The 24,878-nt window shown below is 69.5% G+C and carries 20 protein-coding genes and 1 tRNA gene; 11 read left to right on the top strand and 10 right to left on the bottom strand.

Annotated features, from left to right (window positions below; translation table 11 throughout):
- The first annotated feature begins 43 nt into the window (after positions 1-43).
- Both ICW72_RS00105 and ICW72_RS00100 read left to right on the top strand, forming a co-directional pair.
- Positions 44-382, top strand: a complete 339-nt coding sequence (locus ICW72_RS00105) for a HesB/IscA family protein (RefSeq protein ID WP_191084366.1) — start codon at positions 44-46, stop codon at positions 380-382.
- Between the two features lie 40 nt (positions 383-422).
- Positions 423-1,193: an exodeoxyribonuclease III gene (locus ICW72_RS00100; protein WP_191084365.1), complete on the top strand. Its 771-nt coding sequence runs from the start codon at positions 423-425 to the stop codon at positions 1,191-1,193.
- Between the two features lie 142 nt (positions 1,194-1,335).
- Here the strand turns inward: ICW72_RS00100 and ICW72_RS00095 are convergent, their stop codons facing one another.
- From ICW72_RS00095 to ICW72_RS00080, 4 genes are all read right to left on the bottom strand, one after another.
- Complete coding sequence (locus ICW72_RS00095; RefSeq protein ID WP_191084364.1) at positions 1,336-2,004, bottom strand: glutathione S-transferase family protein; 669 nt, start codon at positions 2,002-2,004, stop codon at positions 1,336-1,338.
- Positions 2,005-2,045: 41 nt separating this feature from the next.
- On the bottom strand, positions 2,046-6,575 hold the full coding sequence (gene gltB, locus ICW72_RS00090; RefSeq protein ID WP_191084363.1) for a glutamate synthase large subunit: 4,530 nt from the start codon (positions 6,573-6,575) through the stop codon (positions 2,046-2,048).
- Between the two features lie 5 nt (positions 6,576-6,580).
- Positions 6,581-8,017 (bottom strand): NAD(P)-dependent oxidoreductase, encoded by a 1,437-nt coding sequence (locus tag ICW72_RS00085; RefSeq protein WP_191084362.1) that lies wholly within the window; start codon positions 8,015-8,017, stop codon positions 6,581-6,583.
- 227 nt (positions 8,018-8,244) lie between these two features.
- Positions 8,245-9,177, bottom strand: a complete 933-nt coding sequence (locus ICW72_RS00080; RefSeq protein ID WP_191084361.1) for a complex I NDUFA9 subunit family protein — start codon at positions 9,175-9,177, stop codon at positions 8,245-8,247.
- 145 nt (positions 9,178-9,322) lie between these two features.
- Here ICW72_RS00080 and ICW72_RS00075 point away from each other — a divergent pair.
- Together ICW72_RS00075 and ICW72_RS00070 are read left to right on the top strand one after the other, a co-directional pair.
- Positions 9,323-9,409, top strand: a tRNA-Leu gene (locus ICW72_RS00075).
- 149 nt (positions 9,410-9,558) lie between these two features.
- Positions 9,559-10,770 (top strand): fatty acid desaturase, encoded by a 1,212-nt coding sequence (locus ICW72_RS00070; protein WP_191084360.1) that lies wholly within the window; start codon positions 9,559-9,561, stop codon positions 10,768-10,770.
- A 4-nt stretch (positions 10,771-10,774) separates the two neighbouring features.
- On the opposite strand, the gene ICW72_RS00065 is transcribed toward ICW72_RS00070, so the two are convergent.
- Both ICW72_RS00065 and ICW72_RS00060 read right to left on the bottom strand, forming a co-directional pair.
- Positions 10,775-12,148 (bottom strand): sensor histidine kinase, encoded by a 1,374-nt coding sequence (locus ICW72_RS00065; protein ID WP_191084359.1) that lies wholly within the window; start codon positions 12,146-12,148, stop codon positions 10,775-10,777.
- Positions 12,145-13,347 carry an FIST signal transduction protein gene (locus ICW72_RS00060; protein ID WP_191084358.1) on the bottom strand — a complete coding sequence of 401 codons (1,203 nt, stop codon included), beginning with the start codon at positions 13,345-13,347 and terminating at the stop codon, positions 12,145-12,147. Before ICW72_RS00060 ends, ICW72_RS00065 begins: the two co-directional genes overlap by 4 nt.
- Positions 13,348-13,558: 211 nt before the next feature.
- Here ICW72_RS00060 and ICW72_RS00055 point away from each other — a divergent pair, with 211 nt between their 5' ends.
- The 7 genes from ICW72_RS00055 to ICW72_RS00025 all read left to right on the top strand — a co-directional run bounded on the left by ICW72_RS00055 (position 13,559) and on the right by ICW72_RS00025 (position 20,737).
- On the top strand, positions 13,559-14,974 hold the full coding sequence (locus tag ICW72_RS00055; protein WP_191084357.1) for a dipeptidase: 1,416 nt from the start codon (positions 13,559-13,561) through the stop codon (positions 14,972-14,974).
- A 132-nt stretch (positions 14,975-15,106) separates the two neighbouring features.
- Positions 15,107-16,411 carry an ABC transporter substrate-binding protein gene (locus ICW72_RS00050; protein WP_191084356.1) on the top strand — a complete coding sequence of 435 codons (1,305 nt, stop codon included), beginning with the start codon at positions 15,107-15,109 and terminating at the stop codon, positions 16,409-16,411.
- A 105-nt stretch (positions 16,412-16,516) separates the two neighbouring features.
- Complete coding sequence (locus ICW72_RS00045; RefSeq protein ID WP_191084355.1) at positions 16,517-17,263, top strand: ABC transporter ATP-binding protein; 747 nt, start codon at positions 16,517-16,519, stop codon at positions 17,261-17,263.
- Positions 17,264-17,271: 8 nt separating this feature from the next.
- Positions 17,272-17,976 carry an ABC transporter ATP-binding protein gene (locus tag ICW72_RS00040; protein ID WP_191084354.1) on the top strand — a complete coding sequence of 235 codons (705 nt, stop codon included), beginning with the start codon at positions 17,272-17,274 and terminating at the stop codon, positions 17,974-17,976.
- Between the two features lie 63 nt (positions 17,977-18,039).
- The gene (locus tag ICW72_RS00035; protein WP_223880720.1) at positions 18,040-18,843 is read left to right on the top strand and encodes a branched-chain amino acid ABC transporter permease; all 804 of its coding nucleotides are present in this window, start codon (positions 18,040-18,042) and stop codon (positions 18,841-18,843) included.
- A gap of 13 nt (positions 18,844-18,856) precedes the next feature.
- Complete coding sequence (locus ICW72_RS00030; RefSeq protein ID WP_191084353.1) at positions 18,857-19,846, top strand: branched-chain amino acid ABC transporter permease; 990 nt, start codon at positions 18,857-18,859, stop codon at positions 19,844-19,846.
- Between the two features lie 78 nt (positions 19,847-19,924).
- The gene (locus ICW72_RS00025) at positions 19,925-20,737 is read left to right on the top strand and encodes an alpha/beta fold hydrolase (protein ID WP_191084352.1); all 813 of its coding nucleotides are present in this window, start codon (positions 19,925-19,927) and stop codon (positions 20,735-20,737) included.
- Positions 20,738-20,750: 13 nt separating this feature from the next.
- On the opposite strand, the gene ICW72_RS00020 is transcribed toward ICW72_RS00025, so the two are convergent.
- The 4 genes from ICW72_RS00020 to ICW72_RS00005 all read right to left on the bottom strand — a co-directional run bounded on the left by ICW72_RS00020 (position 20,751) and on the right by ICW72_RS00005 (position 24,869).
- Positions 20,751-22,043, bottom strand: a complete 1,293-nt coding sequence (locus tag ICW72_RS00020; protein WP_191084351.1) for a PQQ-dependent sugar dehydrogenase — start codon at positions 22,041-22,043, stop codon at positions 20,751-20,753.
- Positions 22,040-22,471, bottom strand: a complete 432-nt coding sequence (locus tag ICW72_RS00015) for a DUF2231 domain-containing protein (RefSeq protein WP_191084350.1) — start codon at positions 22,469-22,471, stop codon at positions 22,040-22,042. Before ICW72_RS00015 ends, ICW72_RS00020 begins: the two co-directional genes overlap by 4 nt.
- An 83-nt stretch (positions 22,472-22,554) precedes the next feature.
- Positions 22,555-23,352 carry a class II aldolase/adducin family protein gene (locus ICW72_RS00010; protein ID WP_223880719.1) on the bottom strand — a complete coding sequence of 266 codons (798 nt, stop codon included), beginning with the start codon at positions 23,350-23,352 and terminating at the stop codon, positions 22,555-22,557.
- A gap of 50 nt (positions 23,353-23,402) precedes the next feature.
- Positions 23,403-24,869: a phospholipase D-like domain-containing protein gene (locus ICW72_RS00005; protein WP_191084349.1), complete on the bottom strand. Its 1,467-nt coding sequence runs from the start codon at positions 24,867-24,869 to the stop codon at positions 23,403-23,405.
- Between the last annotated feature and the right edge of the window lie 9 nt (positions 24,870-24,878).

The raw sequence follows: 24,878 nt of genomic DNA, 5'->3' as shown, positions 1-24,878 counted from the left end.
ATCCTTTGTCGGCATGCCTAGATTGAGGATCAAGGAGATCACCATGCCCGACGGCAGCTTCACCATGACCCCCCGCGCCGCCGAGGAAATCCGCGCCATCGCGGAACGCGAGGGGCGGCCGGGCGCGGGGCTGCGGCTGACCGTCTCGGCCGGCGGCTGCTCGGGCCTGCAATATGGCTTCGCGCTGGAAGACATCCGCCAGGATGACGATGTGATGGTCGAGGTGGAGGGCGTGACGCTCTTCGTGGACGAGGTCTCGCTCGACTTCGTGCGCGGGGCCGAGCTGGACTGGCACGAGGCGCTGATCGGCGCGCATTTCGTGGTGCGGAACCCGCAGGCCGTCAGCGGCTGCGGCTGCGGGACGAGCTTCGCCGTCGCCTGAGGGGCTTGCGCCCGGCGCCGGGGCGGGGAACATCGCGCCCATGCGCCTCGCCACCTTCAATGTGAACTCCATCCGCCGGCGCGTGCCGCATCTGCGCCGCTTCCTGGACCGGCATGGGCCCGACGTGGTCTTCCTCCAGGAAACCAAGTGCAAGACCGAGGAATTCCCCGGGCTGGAATTCGAGGGCAGCGGCTACAGCCTGCATGCCGTCGGCCAGCATGGCGGGCGCAACGGGGTGGCGGTGCTGTCGCGCCTGCCCTTCACACTCCTGGCCGAGTCGCTGCCCGGCGAGGATGAGGATGGCCATGCGCGCTTCCTGGCGGTGGAGGTGGCCGGCATGGTGGCGGCGGGCATCTACCTGCCCAATGGCAATTCGGGCGGCGCCGAGGGCATGGCCTATAAGTGGCGCTGGATGGACCGTCTCCGGGTCTGGGCGGCGGCGCAGCTCGACGCCTTCCGCCCGCTGGCCATCCTGGGCGACTACAATGTCTGCCCGACCCAAGCCGACCTGGCGCCGGGCGCCCTGCCCCCCACCGACGCCCTGGTCCACCCCGAGAGCCGCGCGCGCTGGCGGGCGCTGACGCATCTGGGCCTGACGGATGCGGTGCTGGCGCTGCACCCGGACCATGCGCCCTTCACCTATTGGGATTACGGCTCGGCCTTCGAGCAGAACCGCGGGCTGCGGATCGACCACGCGCTGCTGAGCGCGGAGCTGGCCGAAAGGCTGGTGGCGTGTGGCGTGGATACGGAGGCGCGGGCGGAGGAAAGCCCGAGTGACCATGCGCCGGTGTGGGTGGAGATTGCCGCTTAGCCCCTGGCAGGCCTGACAGCGAAAGCAGGGCCGACCCGTTTTGATGCCCTGCCGAAGCTCAGCCTCGGCAGGCTGAGCCCGTCACCAGGACCGGCGCCCTCCGGGGCCCCCGCGAAAGCGCGCAGTGATTTCGCGGGGAATCCTAGAAGTCCAAGTCAGCATAATGCGCCGGCGGCTCCAACCCGCTCACCCGATCCGCCAGCAGCCCCCGGAACGCCGGCCGCGACTTCACCCGGCTGTACCAGTCCCGCGCCGCCGCATTGTATTCCCAGTCCACGTCATTGGCGTAATCCAGCGCCGACAGATGCGCGGCCGCCGCGAAATCCGCCAGCGACAGGTTCGGCCCGGCCAGCCAAGGCCGCTCCTCCGCCAGCCAGCCGATCACGTCCAGATGCGGCTTGAGGTTCGCATAGCCCGCGCGGATCGCCGCCGCATCCGGGTTGCCCTTGCCCAGCGCCCGCTTGAGATGCCGCTCCCAGATCAGGTTGCGCGTCACCTCGCCGGCGAAGCGCGTGTCGAACCAGGCCACCAGGCGCCGCACCTCGGCGCGCTCGCCCAGCGTCCGGCCGATCAGGGGCGTGTCGGGATAGGCCTCGTCCAGGTATTCGCAGATGGCGTAGCTGTCGGCGATGACGAAGCCATTCTCCTCCACCAGCACCGGCACGGTGCAGGCGGGGTTCATCGCGAGGAATTCCTCGCGCCGCTCCCACACGCGTTCGGTCTTCAGTTCGAAGGGAATCCGCTTCTCCGCAAGGGCGAGGCGCACCTTGCGCGAATAGGGCGAGAGGGGGAGGTGATGGAGAATCCGCACGGCGGACTCTATGCCACCTCGCCCCTTTCGCGTGAAGGACGCTACTCGGCCGCTTCCGCCACCTCGCGCATCGGACGCGGCAAATAGCGGGCGTATTCCTTGGGCACGATGTGCCAGAAATGCCCCCGCTCGCTCGACCAGTCATTGAGCAGGCGGGCCGCGTTTCGGCTGCCCGTTTCGGCCACATGGCGTTCGATCAGGCGCTTGAGCTCACCTTCCCAATGGGCGCTTTCCAGGCGTTGCCACAGGAGGGTGTCGGGGTTCACCCGCCGCTCGAAGGTGCCCGCCGGGTCATGGATGAAAGCCTGTCCACCCGTGAAGCCCGCGCCGAAATTGTCGCCGACCTCGCCCAGGATCACGACGGTGCCGCCGGTCATGTATTCGCAGCCATTCGCGCCGCAGCCTTCCACCACCGTCACCGCGCCGGAGTTGCGCACGGCGAAGCGCTCGCCCGCCTGGCCGGCGGCGAAGAGGGCGCCGGCCGTGGCACCATAGAGGCAGGTGTTGCCGATGATGGTGTTCTCGTTCCAGACCAGGCCCGAGGACGGCGCCGGCCGCACCACGATGGTCGCCCCCGACAGCCCCTTGCCCACATAGTCATTGGCGTCGCCAAAGACCTCGAGCTTGAGGCCCCGCACCCCGAAGGCGCCCAGCGACTGGCCCGCGGACCCGCGCAGCCGCACCGACAGATGGCCCTCCTGCAGCCCCGTCATCCCGTATTGCCGCACGATGCGGGACGACACCTTGGTGCCGATGGCGCGGTGCGTGTTCCGGATGTTGTAGGCCAGCTGCATCTTCTCGCCCCGCTCGAACAGCGGTGCGGCGTCGCGCAGCATGTCGGCGTCCAGCGTCTCGGGCACCTCGTTGCGGCCTTCCAGCGTGCAGAAGGGCGCGTGCGGGCCGCTATCGGCCTTCACCAGCAGCGGGTTGAGGTCGAGGTCGTCCAGATCCTCCGCGCCGCGGCTGACTTGCTTCAGCAGATCCGTGCGGCCGATCACATCCTCCAGCTTGCGGAAGCCGAGTTCGGCCAGGATTTCCCGCACCTCCTCCGCCACGAAGCTGAACAGGTTGATGACCTTTTCCGGGCTGCCCACGAATTTGGCGCGCAGCGCCTCGTCCTGGGTGCAGACCCCCACGGGGCAGGTGTTGGAATGGCATTGCCGCACCATGATGCAGCCCATCGCCACCAGGGACGCGGTGCCGATGCCGAATTCCTCGGCGCCCAGCATGGCGGCGATGACGACGTCCCGCCCGGTCTTGAGCCCGCCATCGGTGCGCAGCTTCACCCGGTGCCGCAGCCGGTTCAGCAGCAGCACCTGATGGGTTTCGCTGAGGCCCATCTCCCAGGGCAGGCCCGCATATTTGATGGAGGTGAGCGGCGAGGCGCCCGTCCCGCCCGAATGCCCGGAGACCAGGATGGCATCCGCCTTCGCCTTCGCCACGCCGGCCGCGATGGTGCCGATGCCCGAACGCGAGACCAGCTTCACGCAGACCGTGGCCTCGGGGTTGATCTGCTTCAAATCGTAGATGAGCTGCGCCAGATCCTCGATCGAATAGATGTCATGGTGCGGCGGCGGCGAGATCAGCGTGACGCCGGGCGTGGAGTGGCGCAGCTTCGCGATCAGCCCCGTCACCTTGAAGCCCGGAAGCTGGCCGCCCTCGCCGGGCTTGGCGCCCTGGGCGACCTTGATCTCGATCTCGCGGCAGTTGTTCAGATACTCCGCCGTGACGCCGAAGCGGCCGGAGGCGATCTGCTTGATCGCGCTGTTCGCGTTGTCGCCGTTCGGGCGGGGCTTCGCGCGCTCCGGGTCCTCGCCGCCCTCGCCGCTGTCGCTGCGCGCGCCGATGCGGTTCATGGCGATGGAGAGCGTCTCATGCGCCTCGGGGCTGAGCGCCCCCAGCGAGATGCCCGGCGCCAGCAGCCGCTTGCGGATTTCCGTGATGCTCTCGACATCCTCGATGGCGATGGCGCGGCGGCCCTCGGCGCGGAAATCCAGCAGGTCCCGCAGCGCCACGGGCGGCTGGCGGCGCACCGCCTCGCTGTAGCGCTTGAAGGTCTGGTAGCTGTCCGTGTCCACCGCCTTTTGCAGCATGTGGATCAGCGTGCCGCCGAAGGCATGCGCCTCGCCGCGCTGGCGCAGCTTGTAGAGGCCGCCCACCGGCAGCGTCACGGCCTCAGAGCCGAAGGCGCGCTCATGCAAAGCCATGGCGCGCCGCGCGATGCCGGCGAGGCCAATGCCCGAGATGCGCGAGGGCACGCCGGGGAAGAACTCTGCCACCAGGGCGCGGGAGAGGCCGATGGCCTCGAAGTTCATCCCCCCGCGATAGGAGGAGAGGACGGAGATGCCCATCTTGGACATCACCTTCAGCAGCCCCTTGTCCACCGCCTTCTTGTAGCGCGCGATGGCCTGGTCGAGCGTGAGTTCACCGAACAGCCCGCGCCGGTGGCGGTCCGCCACCGAGGCTTCCGCCAGATAGGCGTTGACGGTGGTGGCCCCCGCGCCGATCAGCACCGCGAAATAGTGCACGTCCAGGCATTCCGCGCAGCGCAGGTTCAGCGAGGTGAAGGTGCGCAGCGAGGTCTTGACCAGATGCGTGTGAACGGCACTGACCGCGAGGATCATCGGCACCGCCACGCGGTCCGCCCCCTGCGCCTCATCGGTCAGGATGACGTGCTGGCAGCCGGAGCGCACGCCATCCTCGCTCTCGCGGCGGATGCGGTCGAGCGCGCGGCGCAGCCCGGCCTCGCCCTCGCTGACGGGGAAGGTGCAGTCCACCTCGCAGGCCGAGGCGCCCATATGGGCCCGCATCGCGCCGAACTCCGCACTCGACAGCACGGGGCTGTCGAGCATGAGCATGTCGCACTGCGTGGGGTCTTCATCCAGGATGTTGCCGAGGTTGCCCAGCCGCGTGCGCAGCGTCATCACGCGGGTTTCGCGCAGGCTGTCGATGGGCGGGTTGGTGACCTGGCTGAAGCTCTGCCGGAAGTAGTGGTGCAGGCCGCGATATTGCGACGAGAGCACCGCCACCGGCGTGTCATCGCCCATGGAGCCCACGGCCTCGGCCATGTCCTCCACCATGGGGTGCAGGATCTGCTCCAGCTCCTCCAGCGTGTAGCCGACGGCGAGCTGGGCGCGGCGCAGCGCCTCGCCGGTCAGCGGCGCCGGCGCGGCGGGCTGGGCCTTCACGATGCCGTCAATGCGCGTGGTGCGGTTCACCCATTGGCCGAAGGGCTTGCGGGCGGCCAGCATGTCCTTCAGCTCATGGTCGAGGTAGAGCTTGCCCGTGTCGAGGTCCACGCCCATGAACTGGCCGGGACCGACGCGGCCCTTCGCCTTCACCCGGTCCTCGGCCACCTTCACCATGCCCGTCTCGGAGCCGATGATGAGCAGGCCGCCATCGGTCACGGTGTAGCGCAACGGCCGCAGCCCGTTGCGGTCCAGCCCCGCCACCACCCAGCGCCCATCCGTGCCGCAGAGCGCCGCCGGCCCGTCCCAGGGCTCCATCACCGCGTTGCAGTAGAGGAAGAGGTCGTGATGCGCCGGCGGCATGGTCGCGTTGTTGCCGAGGCTTTCCGGGATCAGCATGGCCTTGGCCATGGGCGCGTCGCGCCCGCCGCGCACCAGCAGCTCGAAGACGTTGTCGAGGCTGGCGGTGTCGGACCCGCCCGCCTGGATCACGGGCTTGATGTCATCGAGATAGGCGTCCAGCAGCGGGTGGGAGAGGCGCGTCTCGTGCGCCTTCATCCAGTTGACGTTGCCGTGCAGCGTGTTGATCTCGCCATTGTGCGCGATCATCCGGAAGGGCTGCGCGAGGCGCCAGGTGGGGAAGGTGTTGGTGCTGTAGCGCTGGTGGTAGATGGCGAAACGGCTGACGAAGCGCGGGTCCTGCAAATCCGGGTAGAATTCGGACAGCGCCTCGGCCAGGAACATGCCCTTGTAGATGATGGACCGGCTGGACAGCGAGCAGAGATAGAGCTCCGGAATCTGCGCCGCGATGGCCTGCTTCTCGATGCGCCGGCGGATCACGTAGAGGTCGCGCTCCATCGTCTCCACGTCCCGCAGCTCGGGGTCATGGATCAGGATCTGCTCGATCTCGGGGCGCGTCGCGTTCGCCTTCTCGCCGATGACGGCGGTGTGGATGGGCACCTGGCGCCAGCCATAGATGCCGTACCCCATGGCGAGGATCTCGGTCTCGACGATCTGCCGGCAGCGTTCCTGCGCGCCGAAATCCGTCTTGGGAAGGAACACCTGCCCCACCGCAATGGGGCCGGGCTTCACCTTGTCGCCGCCATTGCGGACGGCCTCGGCGAAGAATTCCTGCGGGATCTCGACATGGATGCCCGCGCCGTCGCCGGTCTTGCCATCGGCGTCCACGGCGCCGCGGTGCCAGACGGCCTTCAGCGCCTCGATGCCCGCCTGAACCACCGCGCGCGAGGCCTTGCCATCCAGCGCGGCCACGAGGCCCACGCCGCAGGCGTCATGCTCGGTGGTGTCAATGCCGGCCTGCTCCAGCAGGGCCTTGTTGCGGGCGTAGCCTTCCGCGAATTGCGCGCCGGTTTCTTCCGTCATCTCCGTCACTCCGCCGCCTGCTGGAGGCTGGCCTTGGCCAGCACGTATTGCGCGATCTGCTCGGCCGCGTCGCGGCCATCCCGGATGCCCCACACCACCAGCGAGGCCCCGCGGACGATGTCGCCGCCGGCGAAGACGCCGGGCAGGTCGGTCATCATGGTGCGGTAATCCACCTTCAGCGTGCCCCAGCGGGTGACGGCCAGGGCGGGCTCATTGAACATCGTGGGCAAATCCTCGGGGTCGAAGCCCAGCGCCTTGATGACCAGGCTGCCGGGAACCACGAAATGGCTGCCCGGGATGGGCGCCACCTGCTGGCGGCCGGTGGCGTCGGGCAGGCCGAGATGCATCTTCGCGGCCCGCACGCCGGTGACCGAACCCGCACCCAGGAAGGCTTCCGGCGCCGAGAGCCAGAGGAAGCGCACCCCCTCCTCCTCCGCATTGTGCACCTCGCGCATGGAGCCGGGCATGTTCGCCTTGTCGCGGCGATAGAGGCAGGTGACGAGCTCCGCGCCCTGGCGGATGGCGGTGCGGACGCAATCCATGGCGGTGTCGCCGCCGCCGATCACCACCACCTCGCGCCCCGCCGCGTTCAGCGCGCCGCTCTCGTAGTCCGGCACCGTGTCGCCCAGATTCTGGCGGTTGGAGGCCGTCAGGTAATCCAGCGCCGGCACCACGCCCGCGAGGTCCGCCCCCGGCAGTTCCACGTCGCGCGCCTTGTACACACCGGTCGCGATGAAGATGGCGTCATGCCGCGCGCGCAGTTCCTCCAGCGTCACGTCCTGGCCGACCGCCGTGTTCATGTGGAAATGGATGCCGCCCGCCGCGTATTGCTCCCAGCGGCGCAGCACCACCTCCTTCTCCAGCTTGAAGTTGGGGATGCCGTAGATCATCAGCCCGCCCACGCGGTCGTAGCGGTCATAGACATGCACCTGGAAGCCCCGCACGCGCAGCCGCTCGGCCGCGGCCAGCCCGGCCGGGCCCGCGCCGATGATGCCGACCGAATGGGGCAGCTCCCGCGTGGGCGTGGGCGGCTTCACCCAGCCATTTTCCCAGGCGGTGTCCACGATGTACTTCTCGACCGAGCCGATGGTGACGCTCTCGAACCCCTTCTCGATGACGCAATTGCCCTCGCAGAGACGGTCCTGCGGGCAGACGCGGCCGCAGATCTCGGGGAAGGTGTTGGTGGCGGCGGCGACCTCATAGGCCTCCTCCATCCGCCCTTCCGCGGTCAGTTTCAGCCAGTCGGGGATGTTGTTCTGCAAGGGGCAATGCACCTGGCAGAAAGGCACGCCGCATTGGCTGCAGCGGCTCGCTTGCTGCTTGGCGCGCTCGGGGTCGAAGCGGGCGTAGATCTCGTCGAAATCCTCGCGGCGGGCGCTGGCGGGGCGCTTGTCCGGCGTCTGCTGTTGCAGGCGGACGAATTGGAGCATGCGCTCGGCCATGGGACGATCCTTGCAACCTGGGGTCCGGCGGGGGCCGGCCTGGGAATTGGGCAAGGCCGCGCAGCCGCGCGCGGCCCTCTCCCTTGCAGGATGCTTAACGGGTTGCTTTCGCCCGCGCCAGAGCAAAAGCAACATTTTAGTCAGTCTTGCTTACCTATTTTTCCACTCCGTTACGTGGGTGGTGCGAGACACGGGGCTTTAGGCAAGCATATATGTCCGTTCCGGACCTAAACCCCTGGCCGCTCCCTCCGGTTCCCGCCCGGACGGAACCGCGCGAGGTAGGCCGGCACCAGACCCTCCACCGCGGCGGGCGTGATGCCGAGGTCGCGCAGGGTGAGCGCGCCCGGCGCCACCACATTGTCCTGTTGCAGCAGGATCAGCTGGTCGCGCGTCAGCGGCGGGTTGGGCAACAGCTCCGCGAAACGCGCCTGCAACCGCGCCACGCCCAGCGGGATGTTCACCAGCCGGCGCTTGCGATGGGTCTCCTTCACAATGAAGGCCAGCAACTCGCGGAAGGTCCAGGCGCGCGGCCCGCCCAGCTCATAGGTCCGCCCCGCCGCCTCGGGCCGGGCGAGCGCCGCCATCACCGCATCGGCCACATCGCCCACATGCACGGGCTGGAAGCGCGTCTCGCCGCAGATGACGGGCATGATGGGCGAGACCATGGCCATCTGCGCGAAGCGGTTGAAGAAGGCGTCCTCCGCCCCGAACACGATCGAGGGGCGCAGGATGGTCGCGTTGGGGAAGGCGGCGCGCAGCCCCTCCTCGCCCGCCGCCTTGCTGCGGGCATAGCGGCTCTCGCTCGTCGCATCGGCGCCGATGGCCGAGACATGGACCAGCTTCTCCACCCCCGCCGCGGCCGCGAGGCGCCCGATGCGGGCCGGGCCTTCCGCCTGCACCGCCTCGAAATTGCCGTGCAGGATGCCCACGCAGTTCACCACCACGCCGGCACCTTCGACCGCGCGGGCCACGCCCGAATCGCGCGTCACATCGGCAGCGAGTGCCGCCACCTGCCCCACCCGGCCCATGGTGTGCATGCCATGCGCCCGCACCGGGTCGCGCACGGCCACCCGCACCATCCAATCCTCGCGGACCAGGCGCTGCACGATCTGCCGCCCCAGGAAACCCGCCCCGCCGAACACCGTCGCCACCTTGCGCATCGCACCATCCTCCGGTCGCGCCGGACCATATGGGGGGCGGGCGCGCGGGGCCAGGGGGAGATGCCACACGCCATGTGACGAATTCCGCGCGGGGTGGGATTGACGGCCCCCCGGCCCCCCTTTATCTCGCCGCTCACCCCATCGTGCCCAGGTGGTGGAATTGGTAGACGCGCTGGCTTCAGGTGCCAGTGACCGCAAGGTCGTGAAGGTTCGAGTCCTTTCCTGGGCACCACCCCTTTCCTGACAATATGGTTCAAGTGACCGCGACGCGGCGCCCCACCCGGCGTGCGTTAATGCTTGATCCTATGCCGTGCATTCCTTTCGAACGTTGTATGGTGGCGCCAGTCCACAAAGTGCGACATTCGACAAGGAACGCTGCCGATGTTTCTCTCCCGCGACACTTTCGCCGCGGAGGCGCCGGCCCTCAGCCCCGCGCCAGCCCTCCGCAACCCCCGCGAGGCCATGGCCGTCCGTCTCCCGGCGGCCTTGCAACCCTTCCTCACCTGGCTCACCGCCATGCCCGCCCCGGGCGAGACGCGCGCCGACCGCCCGGCCGCGCATTTCGTGGCGGGCGCGCTGGCCCTGGTGCTGGGCGGCATGGCGCTCGGCGCCCTGCCCCTGATGCTGGCCGCCCCGCCCCTGGCCGCCTGGCTGCTGCTGCCGCTGGGGTGGCTGCTGACCTCCTCCGGCCTTGGGCTGTTCCAGGTGGTGATCTTCCACCACTGCTCGCACGGCACCGTCTTCGCCAACCGCGGCCGCAACCGGCAGGTGGGGCGGATGGTCTCGGCCTTCCTCCTGTTCAAGCGCTTCGACGACTACCAGCGCGAGCACATGATGCACCACAGCGCGAAGAAGCTGCTGACCGAGGAGGATGAGTTCGCCGATTTCGTGCTGGGCCTGTGCCGGCTCGAGGCCGGCCTGCCCAAGGCCGAGCTGTGGCGGCGCGTGGCGCGGATCACCGTCTCGCCCGCCTTCCACCTGCATTTTCTCCGCCGCCGCATCCAGGCCTCGCTCTTCACCGGAGACCGGGCGCATGACTGGATGGGCCGCGCCTTCTGGCTCGGCCTCATCGCCCTGGCGCTGGCGACCGGCACGCTGGTGGAATTGCTGGTGCTGTGGGTGCTGCCGGTGACCGTGCTGCTCCAGATCGCGACCATCTACCGCATCCTCTGCGAGCACCGCTTCCCGGACGCCCATTTCATCGCGCTGCGCGACAAGCTCTTCGTCTGCGAGGCGACCACGGGCGTCTTCGCCGGCCGCCCCCCGCCGGAGGCGCGGGCCGACACCCTGCGCGGCCTGGCGCAATGGGCCGGCTGGTGGCTGAACATGCTGACCGTGCAGCTCTTCGTGCGGCTCTTCGTGCTGGTGGGCGACGCCCCGTGCCATGATTTCCACCACCGCCGCCCCGCCACGCGCCGCTGGACCAACTACATCCATGCGCGCCAGCAGGACGCCGAGGCGGGCTCGCCCGGCTTCCCCCAGGGCTACACGGATTGCTGGGGGCTGTTCGAGGCGGTGGACAGCAACCTCGCCACCCTGGCGGCGACGACGCCGGCCAGCATCGGACGAGAGCCCGGCCACACCCCCGCCTGAGGCCTCAGCCGGGGGCGGGCGCGCCCTCCCCCACCCGCCGCACCGCCTCGGGCGGCAGCGTGACGGTGACGCTGGTGCCCATGCCCGGCACGCTCTCGATGCCGAGCGTGCCGCCATGCGCCTCCACCAGCGTCTTGGCGATGGGCAGGCCGAGGCCGGTGCCGGGGAATTGCCGGCTGTGCCCGTCCGAGACCTGCTGGAAGGGTTCGAGCGCGCGCTGGATGTCATCGGGCGCGATGCCGATGCCCGTATCCGTCACGCGCACCATGGCTCCACCGTTGGGCGTGGCCAGGATGGCGAGGCTGACGCGGCCGCGGGCGGGCGTGAACTTCACCGCATTGCCCAGCAGGTTGGTCAGCACCTGGCGGAAGCGCAGCCGGTCCACATGCAGCTGCAACCCCTCCTCGGGCGGATCGCAGACCAGCTCCACGCCCTGGCGCAGCGCGATCGAGCCCGCCTCGCCCAGCACCGCATCCAGCAGCGACCGCCCCGCGATCCATTCGCGCCGCAGCCTGGGCGTCGCGTTCTCCAGGCTGGCGTAGTCCAGGATGTTGTCGATCAGCTCCAGCAGCATGCGGCCGGAATCATGGATCTGCGCGATATAGGCGTCGCGTTGCCGCGCCGTCGCGGAGATGCTGGAGCCGGACGACAGGATCTCGGAAAACCCGATGATGGAATTGAGCGGCGTGCGCAGCTCATGGCTCAGCGTGGCCAGGAAGCGCGCGCGGGCCGCGCCGCTTGCCTCCGCCGCCAGCTTGGCCGCGCGCAGCTCCGCCTCCGCCGCCTTGCGCGCGCGCACGTCGATGTAGACCGAGAGCGCGCCCTCCACCAGTTCCTGGTCCCGCGTCTCGAAGGGGCGGGAGACATTGCCCTCGCTGTGGTTGCCCATGATGAGCGCGACGCCGCTGCCCGGGTCATGGGCCCAGAGGATGTAGGGCGTGCGCAGGATGGAGGTCAGCTCATAGGCCGGCGGCTCGATGGGCGTGCGCGAGGTGGTGAAGAAGAAGCCGGGGGCGGCGGGCAGCACCACCTCCCGCGGCCAGCTCTCGCCGCCCATGCCGATCATGTGGGTGACGCGGAAGCGCGGCGGCTCCTCCGGGCCGACACGCTCCAGGAAGGCCGCACGGTCGCAGAGCGCGTTGTCCACCACCACTTCCAGCATCGGCTCGCCGATCTCGTCGGGCAGGTTGCACACATCCGTCAGCCGGTGCGCCTCGCGGATCAGCTTGGCGACGGTGCGGCTGCGGCGCGCCTCGCGGAAGGCCTGGCTCTGCTCCTCCTGGAGGCGCAGCAGCCTGGCACCCAGGTCATTGCATTCGCGCCGGTAGTAGGCGAGCTCGCGCTCGATCGGGTTTTGCGGCGGCGGGTGCTGGGTCATCGGCGGCGCAACACGGCCAGCACGCCGGTCCAGTCGAGGGAACGCCCGATGCCGCCGCCCACCTGCGCCACCTCCACGCCCGAATAGAAGCCCAGCAGCGGCACTGCGGGGGCGAAGCCCTGCGTCACCAGCTCCGCCTCCTCGATGGCGGCGCCGCTGCGGGCACTCGCGCGGCCCGCGCAGTCTATGTAGAGGGCGAAGAGGGGGTCGGTGCCCACAAGCCCCGCATTCATCGCGGCCACGCCCCGGCGCACGGAATCGAGCATGAGCGAGTTGTCGCGGCTCATGATCTGCACCTGGGCGCCAAGGGCGAAGTCCGGCTCGAACAACGTGACCGAGCCCGCCTCGGGCGTGGCGCGCAAGATCAGGCGGTTCACATAGTCGCCCTCCTGGTAGGGGGCGTAGGGGTCGCCCAGCTTCTGGCCCAGCGTCACCGTCAGCGAGAGTTCCTGTCCGCGCACCTCGCCTGGCGGCAGGCCCAGCATGCGCTCGATGACGGTGAGTGCCGGTTCGCCATCCAGCTCGAACACCTCGGCGCCCTGGATGCGCGTGATCTCCATGAAGGAGCTGATGGGCCGGCAGCCATGCATGATGACCGTCTCGACCGCCACACCGGGGGGAAAGACCAGCGCCACGGCGGCATGCTTCAGCACGCGGTCGCCGGCGAAGACCCAGCCGCCGGTCAGGTTCATGTCCGTCAGCAGCCCGCCGCCGAAGAGCTGCAGCGGCGTGTTGCCGAAGCCGTCATGGAAGCCCTCCACGATGGAGCTGGCGAAGTGCAGCAAGGGCGGCGTGCGCGAGGCCACGCTGTCGAAGAGCAGCATCACCGCCGCATCGGGGCTCGCGATGGCGCCCACGGCCGCGCCCAGCTCCGCCCCGGCCGCCACCTCATCCCGGCGCAGTGCCTCGGTGAGCACCGCCTGGGGCACGAGGCCCGGGTCCATGATGGCCAGCACGCCCAGTTCGAAGCCGGCATAGCCGCAGCCCTCGCGGCCGATGACGCCGGCCGCGGAACCGCCATGGATGGGCACCGGGCCGAATTCCGCGCGCAGGGCCGCGAGCATGGCCACGGGGTCATGCTTGCCGCCGCAGAAGACCAGCAGCATGGCGGGCGCATCCGGCCCGATGCGCTGCCGGCACAGGCGGGCGGCCACATCCGGATGGGTGTGGCGGACGGAGGCGACGCGGATCGCGGCCATCACACCCGCACGTGGCGCCGCACGGCCCCGCTTGCAACCGGAGGCATCATTGGCTGAAGCGCCATATCCTGTTTCCCTTCCCGCCGTGCTCGCCGCAACCGAAGAGTATCACAGCGCATCAGTGATGCCAGCGTGGGAAGGTCCGCGGCGCGGCAATTCCCAGCCCATCGCCGCTGATCTAGCCTTGCGCGCGACGATCGGAGATCCCTGCATGAGCGAACAAGTCGCGCGACATTTGGCCAGCCAGCGCGAGGCCATCCTCGACCGGCTCCTGGCGCTGATCCGCCTGCCCTCGGTCAGCACCGACCCGGCCTTCGAGCATGGCATGCGCGGCGCGCGGGAATTCCTGCTGGAGCGGCTGCGCGCGCTGGGCCTGCAGGATGTGCGACTGCTGGACGCACCCGACATGCCCAAGGGCGGGCAGCCCGCCGTCTATGGCGCCTGGCTGGGCGCGGGGCCCGACAAGCCCACCATCATGATCTACGGCCATTACGACGTGCAGCCGGCGGACCCGATGGAGCTGTGGCACTCGCCGCCCTTCGAGCCCACCATCCGCGACGGGCGGATCTATGCGCGCGGCGCCTCGGACGTGAAGGGTTCCACCACCATCGCCATCGAGACGGTGGGCGCGTTCCTCGCCGTCGAGGGCGGCTGCCCGGTGAACGTGAAGCTCTTCCTGGAAGGCGAGGAGGAGGTGGGCAGCCCGAGCCTGCCCGCGCTGATCGAGGCGAACCGCGAGCTGCTGGTGGCGGATGCGATGCTCTCGGCCGATGGCGGCGGCGCCTCCGGGCCGCAGCCCATGCTGAACATCGGCTGCCGCGGCATCACCTCGCTGCGCTTCAGCCTGCGCACCGCGAGGAAGGACGCGCATTCGGGCAAGGTGGGCGGCGCGCTGCGCAACGCCCTGCACGAGATGGCGCGCCTGATCGCGACGCTGCATGACGAACACGGCCGCGTGGTGGTGGAGGGCTTCGAGGCCGGCGCGCCGCCCATGACCAACGCGCTGCGCGCCGAGGCCGCCACCCTGCCCTTCGACGAGGCCGCCTGGTACGCGGCCTATGGCGCGACCCCCTTTGGCGACCCGGCCTATACGGTGCGCGAACGCACCACGCTGCGCCCCACCGTGGAGGTCAACGGGATGTGGGGCGGCTATATCGGCGAGGGCGGCAAGACGGTGACGCCGGCCGAGGCGCACGCCAAGCTGACCATGCGCCTCATTCCCGGCCAGGACCCGGCGGGCGCGCAGGCGGCGGTGAAGGCGCATCTGGAACGCCACGCGCCGCCCGGCGTCGCGCTGGAATTCGACTACACGCCGGGCGGCACCCGCGCCTACACGCTGGGCGCCGACCACCCGCTGCGCGCGGCCGCCACCACCGTGCTGCGGCAGGAAAAGGGCGGCGAGCCGGCGCTCACGCGCCTGGGCGGCACCGTGCCCATCACCACCATCTTCCAGGAGAAGCTCGGCATGGACAGCCTGATGTTCGGCCTGTCCAGCGCGGACGAGGATGCGCATGCGCCCAACGAGTTCTTCCGCCTCTCCTCCTTCGACGAGGGGCTGCGGCTCTGGCCGCTGCTGCTGACGGAACTCGGCCGGATGGACCGCGCCGCCTTCCACCGCGGGAGCTGAGGCGCGCCACGCCGGGCGTTGCCGCGCCCGGCGTTTTTCCCATTGACAGCAATCCCCTCGCCCGCTGCACTCACTCCCGGAACGTCCAACGGCCAGCAGAGCCGCACAATCAGAACGACAGGGAGGGACAGGATGCACCATCATCTGAGCCGACGTGGATTGCTGGGTGGCGCGAGCGCGCTGTCCCTCGTCCCCGCCGCGGCCTTCGGGCAGCAGCGCGAGATCAAGCTCGGCGTGATCTATGACTACACCGGGCCCTTCGCCGGCGGCGGCTCGCTCGCCTCCGCCATCGGCACCAAGCACGCGATCGACATGATCAATGAGCGTGGCGGCGTGGAGGGCCACCGCCTCAACGCCATCTACGCCGACGCGCAATCCCGCACCGAGGTCGCCATCAACGAGATGACGCGCCTGCTGGAGCAGGAGCGCGTGGACATCATCATGGGCGTGTTCTCGTCCGCGCATTGCGTGCCCATGGCGCAGCGCGTGAACCAGCAGCGCCGCTTCATGTGGGCGAATGTCTGCGTGGCCTCCTCGGTGTTCAAGGACCGCAACCTCGAATACGTCTTCCGCGCGCAGGTCCACAGCGACCAGTTCGGCGAGGCCTCCTGCCGCTTCGTGGCGGAGAACGCGCAATCCCGCCTGGGCAAGCCGGTGCGCGATGTGCGCGTCGCCATCATCTATGAGGACGGCCCCTATGGCGCCGGCGTGGCCGCCGGCAACGAGGCCACCGCGCGCGAACTCGGCCTGCGCCTGGTGCTGAAGGAGGGCTATGCGGCCACCGCGCCCGACCTCTCCTCGCTGGTCACCAAGCTGCGGCGCGAACGGCCGGACGTCATCCTGCACACCGGCTACAACCCCGACATCACGCTCTTCCTGCGCCAGTCGCGTGAGCTGGGCCTGCGCTGGCGCGCGCTGATCGGGCATGGGGCGGGCTATGGGCAGATCGACCGCCTGCAGCAGACCTTCCGCCAGGACGCGAACTACATCTACAACGTGGACCCGGTGGCGGCGCAGCTGCTCAACCCGGCCTCGCTCGCACCCGGCCTGGGCGACGTCACGGCCGAGATGGTCCGCCGCTACCGCGCCGAGACCAACGTGACCGAGGTGCCGCCCCACACCTCCATGGGCTTCAACCAGACCTGGATCCTGCTGACGGACGTGCTGCCGCGCGCCATCCGCAACCATGGCGGCTTCACGCCCGATGCGCTGCGCCAGGCGGCACTCGCCACCGACATTCCGGTGGGCGGGACCATCCAGGGCTATGGCGTGCAGTTCAACCCGCCGGGCCACCCGATGGCGGGGCAGAATGCCCGCTCCACCCCCGTGGTGATGCAGTATGTGGAGGGGGAGACGAAGATTGTGTGGCCGGAGGCGCTGAAGACCGCCGACCCCGTGCTCCCGCTGCCGGCGGGCCATGCCTACGCCGCCCGCTAGAGCGATTTTCACATGCGTGAAAACCACTCCAGCCGCGTCATGAAGAGCAGATTCACGCAATGGCTGTTGCCAGCCATGTGCGATCTGCTCTGAGGGCGGAAGGGCATGCTGCAGGTCGAGAACCTGACCAAGCGGTTCAGCGGCTTCGTGGCCGTGAACCGCATCTCCTTCGCGCTCGAACAGGGCGAGATCCTGGGGCTGATCGGCCCCAACGGGTCGGGCAAGAGCACGACCTTCAACATGATCGCGGGGCTGCTGAAGCCGAGCGAGGGCAGCATCAAGCTGGAAGGGCGCGAGATCGGCGGTCTCGCGCCCATCGAGATCTGCCACAGCGGCGTGGGGCGCACCTTCCAGATTCCGCGCCCGTTCAAGCAGCTCACCATTCTGGACAATGTCGTCACCGCCGCCTTCTACGGCCAGCGCGGCAGCGTGACGCGCGCCAAGGCGCTGGACCAGGCGGAGGAGGCGCTGACCCTGGTGGGCCTGCCCACCGACCCGCACGCCGAGGTGGCGTCGCTGGGTGCCGCCGGCCTCAAGAAGCTGGAACTGGCCCGCGCCATCGCCACCCAGCCGCGCCTGCTGCTGGCCGATGAAAGCCTGGGCGGGCTGGACGAGACCGAGATGAACGCCGCCGCCGACATGCTGGGCCACATAAGGCGGGAGAAGAACATCACCATCATCTGGGTGGAACACATCATGGGCGTGCTGATGCGCGTCGTGGACCGCGCCATCGTGCTCGACCATGGCGAGAAGATCTTCGAAGGCCTGCCGCGCGAGGTGGCGCGTGACCCGCGCGTGATCGAGATCTACCTGGGCTCCGAGAAGATCACCTTCGACGAGGCCGCGTCTTGAGCGCCCCCATGCTGGAAGTGTGCAATGTCTCCGCCGGCTATGGCAGTTTCCGCGCGCTGTTCGACGTGAGCCTGGAGGTCCGCGCCGGCGAGGCGGTGGGCGTCATCGGCCCCAATGGCGCGGGCAAGACGACGCTGCTGCGCGTCATCTCCAAGACCATCGCGCCCACCCAGGGCAGCGTGGTGATGGAGGGCCAGGACCTCGCGCGCGTGCCCGCCCACCGCGTGGTGGAGATGGGCATCGCCCATGTGCCCGAGCACCGGCGCCTCTTTCCGCGCCTGACGGTGGAGGAGAACCTCCGCATGGGCGCCTTCCACCCCGAGGCGCGGCGCCGTTACGCCGAACGGCTCGACTTCGTCTATGAGCTGTTCCCCCGCATGAAGGAGCGCCGCCTGCAGATGGCCGGCACCATGTCGGGCGGCGAGCAGCAGATGTGCGCCATCGGCCGCGGGCTGATGAGCGGGCCGAAGCTGCTTCTCCTGGACGAACCCTCGGCGGGCCTCGCCCCGGTCATCGTGCAGCAGGTGTTCAGCCTGGTGCGGCGCATCCGCGCCGAGGGCTACACCGTGCTGATCGTGGAGCAGAACATCCAGCAGGTGCTGCAGGTCGTGGACCGCGCCTATCTGCTGGAGGTCGGCACCATCAAGCAGTCCGGCCCCTCGGCCGAGCTGCTGGCCTCGCCCGAAATCCGCCGCGCCTATCTCGGCCTGTAGGGATCGCATCATGTTCGACAGCTTCCTGCTCGAATCCATCATCAACGGGCTGCTGCTGGGGGCGTGCTGGCGCTGCTGGCGCTCGGCCTGAACCTGGTCTTCGGCGTGATCGACGTGGTCTGGATCTGCTATGCCGAGCTGGTGATGGTGGGCATGTACGCCATCTTCTTCCTCTATGTGTATTACGAGGTGCCGCTGCCGGGGGCCATCAGCGCCGCCGTGCTGGGGGTGGCGCTGTTGGGCGTGATACTCCACCGCTTCGTGATCGAACCCGTGCTGGGCACCGCGCCCATCAACCAGCTGCTGGTGACGGGTGGCGTGCTGTTCTTCCTGCAGGCGGCCGCGACGCTCGCCTTCGGGATCGAGTTCCGCAACATCGGCATCCGCATGCCGGTGGTGGAATTCGGCGACATGTTCTTCAGCTTCGCGCGCATCCTGGCCTTCGCGACCGCACTGGTGGGCGTGCTGCTGCTTTGGCTGTTCCTCACGCGCACCTATCTCGGCACCGCCATCCGCGCCATTTCCCAGGACCGCGAGATCATGCCGCTGATGGGCGTGGACCCGCGGCGCATCTACCTCATCACCTCCGCCATCGGCGGCGGCATGGCGGGCGTGGCAGCGAGCCTGCTGGTGCTGCAATACGATGTGCACCCCGCCATCGGCCTCTCCTTCGGCCCCATCACCTTCATGGTCTGCGTGATGGGGGGGCTGGGGAACATGCTGGGCGGCTTCGTGGCGGCCTTCATCTTCGCGCAGTTCATCTCGGTGGGCGGCTACCTGTTCCAGATCGAGTGGGGCTACGTCATCGCCTTCTGCTTCTTCATCGCCATGATGTTCGTCAGGCCCAAGGGCCTGTTCAGCCGCTGAGGGGAGCAGGTCCATGAACACGCGCATCCTGGGCGGCATCGGCATCGCGGCCCTGGCGGTGGTGCCGCTGCTGGGGCTTGGCAACTACCATCTGCACATCCTCATCACGGTGCTGATCTGGGGCTTCGTCTACACCTCCTGGTCCATCATGGGCCGGTTCGGCATGGTGTCCCTCGGCCATGGCGCCTTCCTGGGTGTCGGCGCCTATGTCGTCACCATGCTGTGGAACACCATGGGGCTCTCGCCCTGGGTGGGCATCCCGGTCGCCATGCTGGTCTCGATGGCGATGGCGCTGCTGGTGGGCTACCCCTGCTTCCGCTTCCGCATCGTGGGCCACTACTTCGCGCTGGTGACACTCGCGCTGGGCGAGGTGGTGCGCCTCACCATCGTGGGCCTGCGCGACCAGACGGGCGGCTCGCTCGGCATGACGGTGACGGGCGTGCCGGAGGGCACCTCCTTCCTCGCTTTGCAATTCGGCGACCGCGCGACCTTCTTCTACGTGGCGCTGCTGGTCTGGCTGGGCGGGCTGGTGATCTGGCGCCTGGTGGACCGTTCCATGCTGCGCTACGCGCTGGAGGCCTCGTCGGAAGATGAGGACGCGGCGGCCTCGGTCGGCGTCAACGTCACCCGCGCCAAGCTCATGATCCTGATGATCAGCGCGGCGATGACCACGCTGGGCGGCGCGCTCTACGCGCAGTACCAGATGTACATCAACCCCGAGACGGTCTCGGGCATCGCCATCTCGCTGCAGATCGTCTTCGCGGTCATCGCGGGCGGGCTGTTCACGCAGCTTGGGCCGACGGTGGGCGCGGTATTCACCCTGCTGCTGGCCGAGACGCTGCGCGTCACCTTCGGCCATGACATCCATGGGCTGGACGGCACCATCTACGGCCTGCTGCTGGTGCTGTTCATCATCTACATGCCCAAGGGCATCACGGGGTCCATCATGTCGGGGCTGGCGCGGCGGCGGCGGCCCACGCCGGCGGCGGCGCCGGCGGAATAACGCGCGCCCCGGAACGGCCGGCCATCTTCACGGGCCGGCCGCCGCATGGGACGGTCATGCGGCAGGAAAGGAACGCCCATGCCCAGCATCACCGTGGAAGGCCACCCCATCGCCTATGCCGAGGCGGGCAGCGGCCCGCCCTTGCTGCTGGTGCACGGCACGCTGGGCGACCAGCGCAGCTTCGCCCCCCAGATGGAGGCCTTCGCCGCCGCCGGCCACCGCGTGATGGCGCTCAGCATGCGGCATTGCTGGCCGGGGAAGTGGGAGGAAGGCGGCGACTTCACCATTGACCGCCATGTGGCCGATGTCGCGGGCGTCATCACGGCGCTCGGCGCGGGGCCGGTGGCGCTGCTGGGCCATTCGCGTGGCGGGCACATCGCCTTCCGCGTGGCCGAGCGCCATCCGCATCTGGTGCGCGCGCTGCTCCTGGCCGAGCCGGGCGGGGAGCTGGATGAAAGCCTGGGCGGCGCGCCGCCCTCCGGCGCGCAGGGGGCCGCCTTCGCGCGCGCGGCCGCGATGATCGCCTCGGGCGATGTCGAGGGCGGCCTGACCCACGCCGCCGAAGCCACCGGCGGCCCCGGCGCCTGGGAACGCCGCCCGGAGGACCGCAAGCGCATCAGCCGCGACAATGCCCGCACCCTGCTGGGGCAGGTGGATGAGCGCCGCGCGCCCTATTCCCTCGCGGCCGCCCAGGCCATCCAGGCGCCCACGCTGCTGCTGGGCGGCGCGCAGAGCCAGCCGCAATTCGGGCGCATCATGGACGCGCTGGAACGCACCATCCCCCATGTGCGGCGCGTGACCATCGCCCGCGCCACCCATGGGCTGAACAATGACAACCCCGCCGACTTCAACGCGGCCGTGCTGGAATTCCTGGCCGCGCCGAAGGCGTGAGGGGCGCCGTCGGCTAGGTCACCCCGGGCGCCGTCACGCGCCAAATGGTGTTGGTCAGGTCATCGGCCATGATCAGGGCGCCGCGCGGGTCCACGGTGACGCCCACCGGGCGGCCCCGCGCATTGCCCTCGGCGTCGAGGAAGCCCGAGATGAAGTCCACCGCGTCCCCGGCCGGCCGGCCGTCGCGGAAGGGCACGAAGACCACCTTGTAGCCGGAGGGCGGCGTGCGATTCCAACTGCCATGCATGCCCACGAAGACGCCCTCGGCGAAGGCGGGCCCCATGGCGGGCGTCGAGAAGGCGACGCCCAGCGCCGCCACATGCGCGCCCAGGCTGTAGTCGGGCGTCAGCGCGGCCGCCACGCGCTCCGGGTCCTGCGGGCGCACGCGCTCATCCACATGGTTGCCCCAGTAGCTGTAGGGCCAGCCATAGAAGCCGCCCTCGCGCACGGAGGTGAGGTAGTCGGGCACCAGATCGGGGCCGATCTCGTCCCGCTCATTCACCACGGCCCAGAGCTGGCCCGTCTCGGGCTGGATGGCCAGCGCCGTGGGGTTGCGCAGCCCGGTGGCATAGGGGCGATGCGCGCCGTCGGCGGCATCAATCTCCCAGACCATGGCGCGGTTTTCCTCGGCCGGCATCCCGCGCTCGGTGATGTTGCTGTTGGAGCCGATGCCCACATAGAGGAAGCGCCCATCCGCGCTCGCGGTCAGGGCCTTGGTCCAGTGGTGGTTGATGGCCGCGGGCAGCCGCGCCACCAGGCGCGGCGGCCCCATGGCTTCCAGCGAGCCCTCGGCGTGGTTGAAGGCCACCAGCGCGTCCTGGTTCGCCACGTAGATCGTGCCGTCCACCAGCGCCAGGCCATAGGGCGCGTTCAGCCCATCGGCATAGACGCGCCGCGTCTCATAGACGCCGTCGCCATCGGCGTCGCGCAGCAGCGTCAGCCGGTTGCCGCCCGACACGCCGCTCCGGCCCCAGGACTTGATGATGCCGGCGACGAGGTCCTTGGGCCGCAGCACGGGGGCATTGCCGCCCGACCCCTCGGCGACCAGGATGTCGCCATTGGGCAGCAGCAGCGTCTGGCGCGGGATGCGCAGATCCGTCGCGATGGCGGTGATGGTGTAGCCCTCCGGCACCACCGGCCTGTCATCGCCCCAGCCCGCGGGGCGGGGGATGGTCATGTCCGGCAGCAGGCCGCGGCTGGGTTGCGGCAGCTCGGGCGACTGGCCCATCTGCACGGACCCCGGTTCGTCGTTGCAGGCGGCGAGCGCCAGCGTGGCCACGCCCGTGGCGAAGGTGCGGCGCCTCATCGCACGGCTCCCCGTTCATAGCGGGCATAGCCCATCCAGCTCGCCAGCAGGGCCAGCAGCGCGGTCGCGCTGGAAAGCCAGAGCCCCTCGGGCATCGTCGCCCAGGCGTCCTTGGCGTGGACCAGGGCGTTCACGAAGCCCACCCCCCACATGACCAGCAGGGCCAGGATGTAGAAGCCCTGCCAGCGGCGCAGCGGGCGCGGCAGCAGGAACAGCTCCACCACCGCCCAGGCCAGCGCGAGGCCGCCCATCACCAGCCCGCCCGCGATCAGCCAGGAGGCGAAGTTGGCCCATTGCTCATGGTAGTTCGCGCCATAGGCCAGGTCGCTCAGCAGCGCACCCAGGAAGAGCGGCAAGGGGAAGGCGAGCAGGATGGCGTGAAATGGATGCAGGGGTCTTGCGAACCCCGGTGCGGCAATGGCGACCATGGCGGCCTTCCTTGTCCCGTGGCGGCCCGGACCGGGTCACCTCAGGTAGAAAGCGCGCCACGCGCCCCTTGGTTGCCCTTGGCTCAGACGTCGTAGCCGGGGCTCTTCCGGTCCAGCTGGCGCAGCAGCGCCGGCCACTCCATCACGCCGAAGGGGCGGCGCGTGCCGGGCTGGTAGGCCAGCCAGGTCTTCTCGATCACCTCCGGCGCCACCTTCTGCAAGGGCGAGTTGCAGGCCATGGCGGCGAGCTGCGCCATGCAGCTCTTCTCCATGCGGTGCAGCCAGTTGAAGGCCTCGCCCACCGTGTTGCCCGTCACCAGCAGCCCATGGTTGCGCAGCACCATGCAATTGGCATCGCCCAGGTCGCGCACCAGCCGGTCCTGCTCGCTGAGGTCCAGCACCACGGAGTTGAAGTCGTGGTAGCGCACCTTGGCGAAGCGCATCGAGGTCTGGTTCAGCGGCAGCAGCCCGCATTCCAGCGAGGAGACCGCCATGCCCGGCCAGGTGTGGGTGTGGATGACGCAGCCCGCATCCTCACGCGCCATATGGATGGCGGAATGGATGACGAAGCCCGCGCGGTTGATGCCGAAGTCGAAATCCCCGTAGTCGGGCTTGCCCAGCACATTGCCATGCTCGTCGATCTTGATGAGCGAGCTGGCCGTGATCTCGTCATACATCATGCCATAGGGGTTGATGAGGAAGTTGTGCCCCTCGCCCGGCACGCGCGTCGAGATGTGGTTCGCCCCCATGTCGTCCATGCCGTAGAGCGCCACCAGCCGATAGGCGGCGGCGGTGTCCACGCGGGCCTGCCATTCGGCCGGGCTCACCTTGTCGCGCATGGACGAGATGCGCAGTTCGCGGCGGGGATGGGTTTCGAGCATGGTCGTCTCCTCCTGACTTGCGCCGAAGTTGCGCCGCGCGCCCGCAAGGGTCAATCGCGCTGTCGGCGCGCCAGGCGCATCCGGCCGAAACGGCGGAACAGCCCGCGCTTGGCCAGACTCTCGAAGGCCTCGCCCGGGCCCTCCGGGTCCAGCACCTCATTGTCCGCGAGCCAGGTCTCGACGGCGTTCAGGTCCGGCGTCTCATAGGGCACGAGGCTGCGCCCTTCGCCGCGCAGCGCCTCGATCGCGCCGATGAGCGAGCCGCCCTCCGCGATGCGCGCCGCCACCTCCTCCGCCGTGACGCCCAGATGTTCCGCCAGCAGCCCGTCGCGCACATCCGTGATGGCGGCGCGCGCGGCGTCATCGCGGCCTTCCAGCACCACGTCGCACTCCACGTCGAGGCGCAGCGACCGGTTGTTCATGTTGGAGGAACCCACGCGCAGCACCGCATCATCCACCACCATCACCTTCGCATGCACATAGATGTGCCGCCCGCCGGCGGTGACGGGGTGGTAGATGCGGAAACGCCCATGCGGGTCATGCCCGCGCAGCGCCTCACGCAGCCGCGCGCGGGCGGTGTCCATGGCGATGGGCTCCAGCCAGCCCTGTGCGGTGTGGGGGTTCACCAGCACGATCTCGGGGCCGTCGGGCTCGGCGAGGCGCCGCGCCATGGCCTCGGCGATGCGGCGCGAGGCGAAATACTGGCTCTCGGCGTAGATGTGCCGCCGCGCGCGCAGGATGAGGTCGAGATACAGCGCCTCGATCTCATGGATGGCGGGTGCGTCGGGCATTTCGGGCCGGGTGCGCGCGATGCCGATCTCCACCTCGCGGAATTGCGGGGCGAGCCAGTCGGGCCAGAGATCGCCCCCGCCTTCCACCGGCGGCAATTCCGCCCCGCCCGCGACCTTCCAGCGTTCGCGCGCGAGTTCACCGAGCGCGGCGGCGGCCGGCCCGGTCAGCGCCGTGGTCGCGTCATGCCACGGCTTCTCGGGCGCGCCATTGGGGCGGATGCGGCGTGGTTCGTCATCCGCGTGCTCGCGCGTGTCCCAGCGCTCGCCCGTCATGTCGATGCCGCCGCAGAAGGCGATGGCGTCGTCCAGCACCAGGATCTTCTGGTGCTGCGAACCGCCCACCGGGTGCGCGCCATCCAGACGCGCGGTGATGCGCGGATGCGCCTTCCAGCGCAGCAGGGTGAAGAAGGTGGTGCCGCGGAAGACCGTGCGGATGGCGCCGAGGTCCCAGCGCAGGATGAACACCTCCAGCTCCGGCCGCTTCCGCACCAGCCACAGGATGAAATCGCCCAGCTTGGGCGGCGCGCCTTCCTCCGTCTCGCCCGGCGTCAGCTCGATGCGCGCGTCGAAATCCCAGCCGATGAGCATGATGCGCCGCCGCGCCCGCAGCATCGCGTCGCGCGCCGCGCAGAAATAATCGGCCGCGTCCACGATGACGGCCATGCGGTCGGCGCGGGTGGTGCGCCAGCAGGTCTGGCCGGGGCGAAGCAGGTCATGGTGGCTCATTTCCCGCAT

Source organism: Roseococcus microcysteis (assembly GCF_014764365.1).
Classification (GTDB): domain Bacteria; phylum Pseudomonadota; class Alphaproteobacteria; order Acetobacterales; family Acetobacteraceae; genus Roseococcus; species Roseococcus microcysteis.
This window is presented reverse-complemented; position numbering and strand designations above follow the sequence as displayed.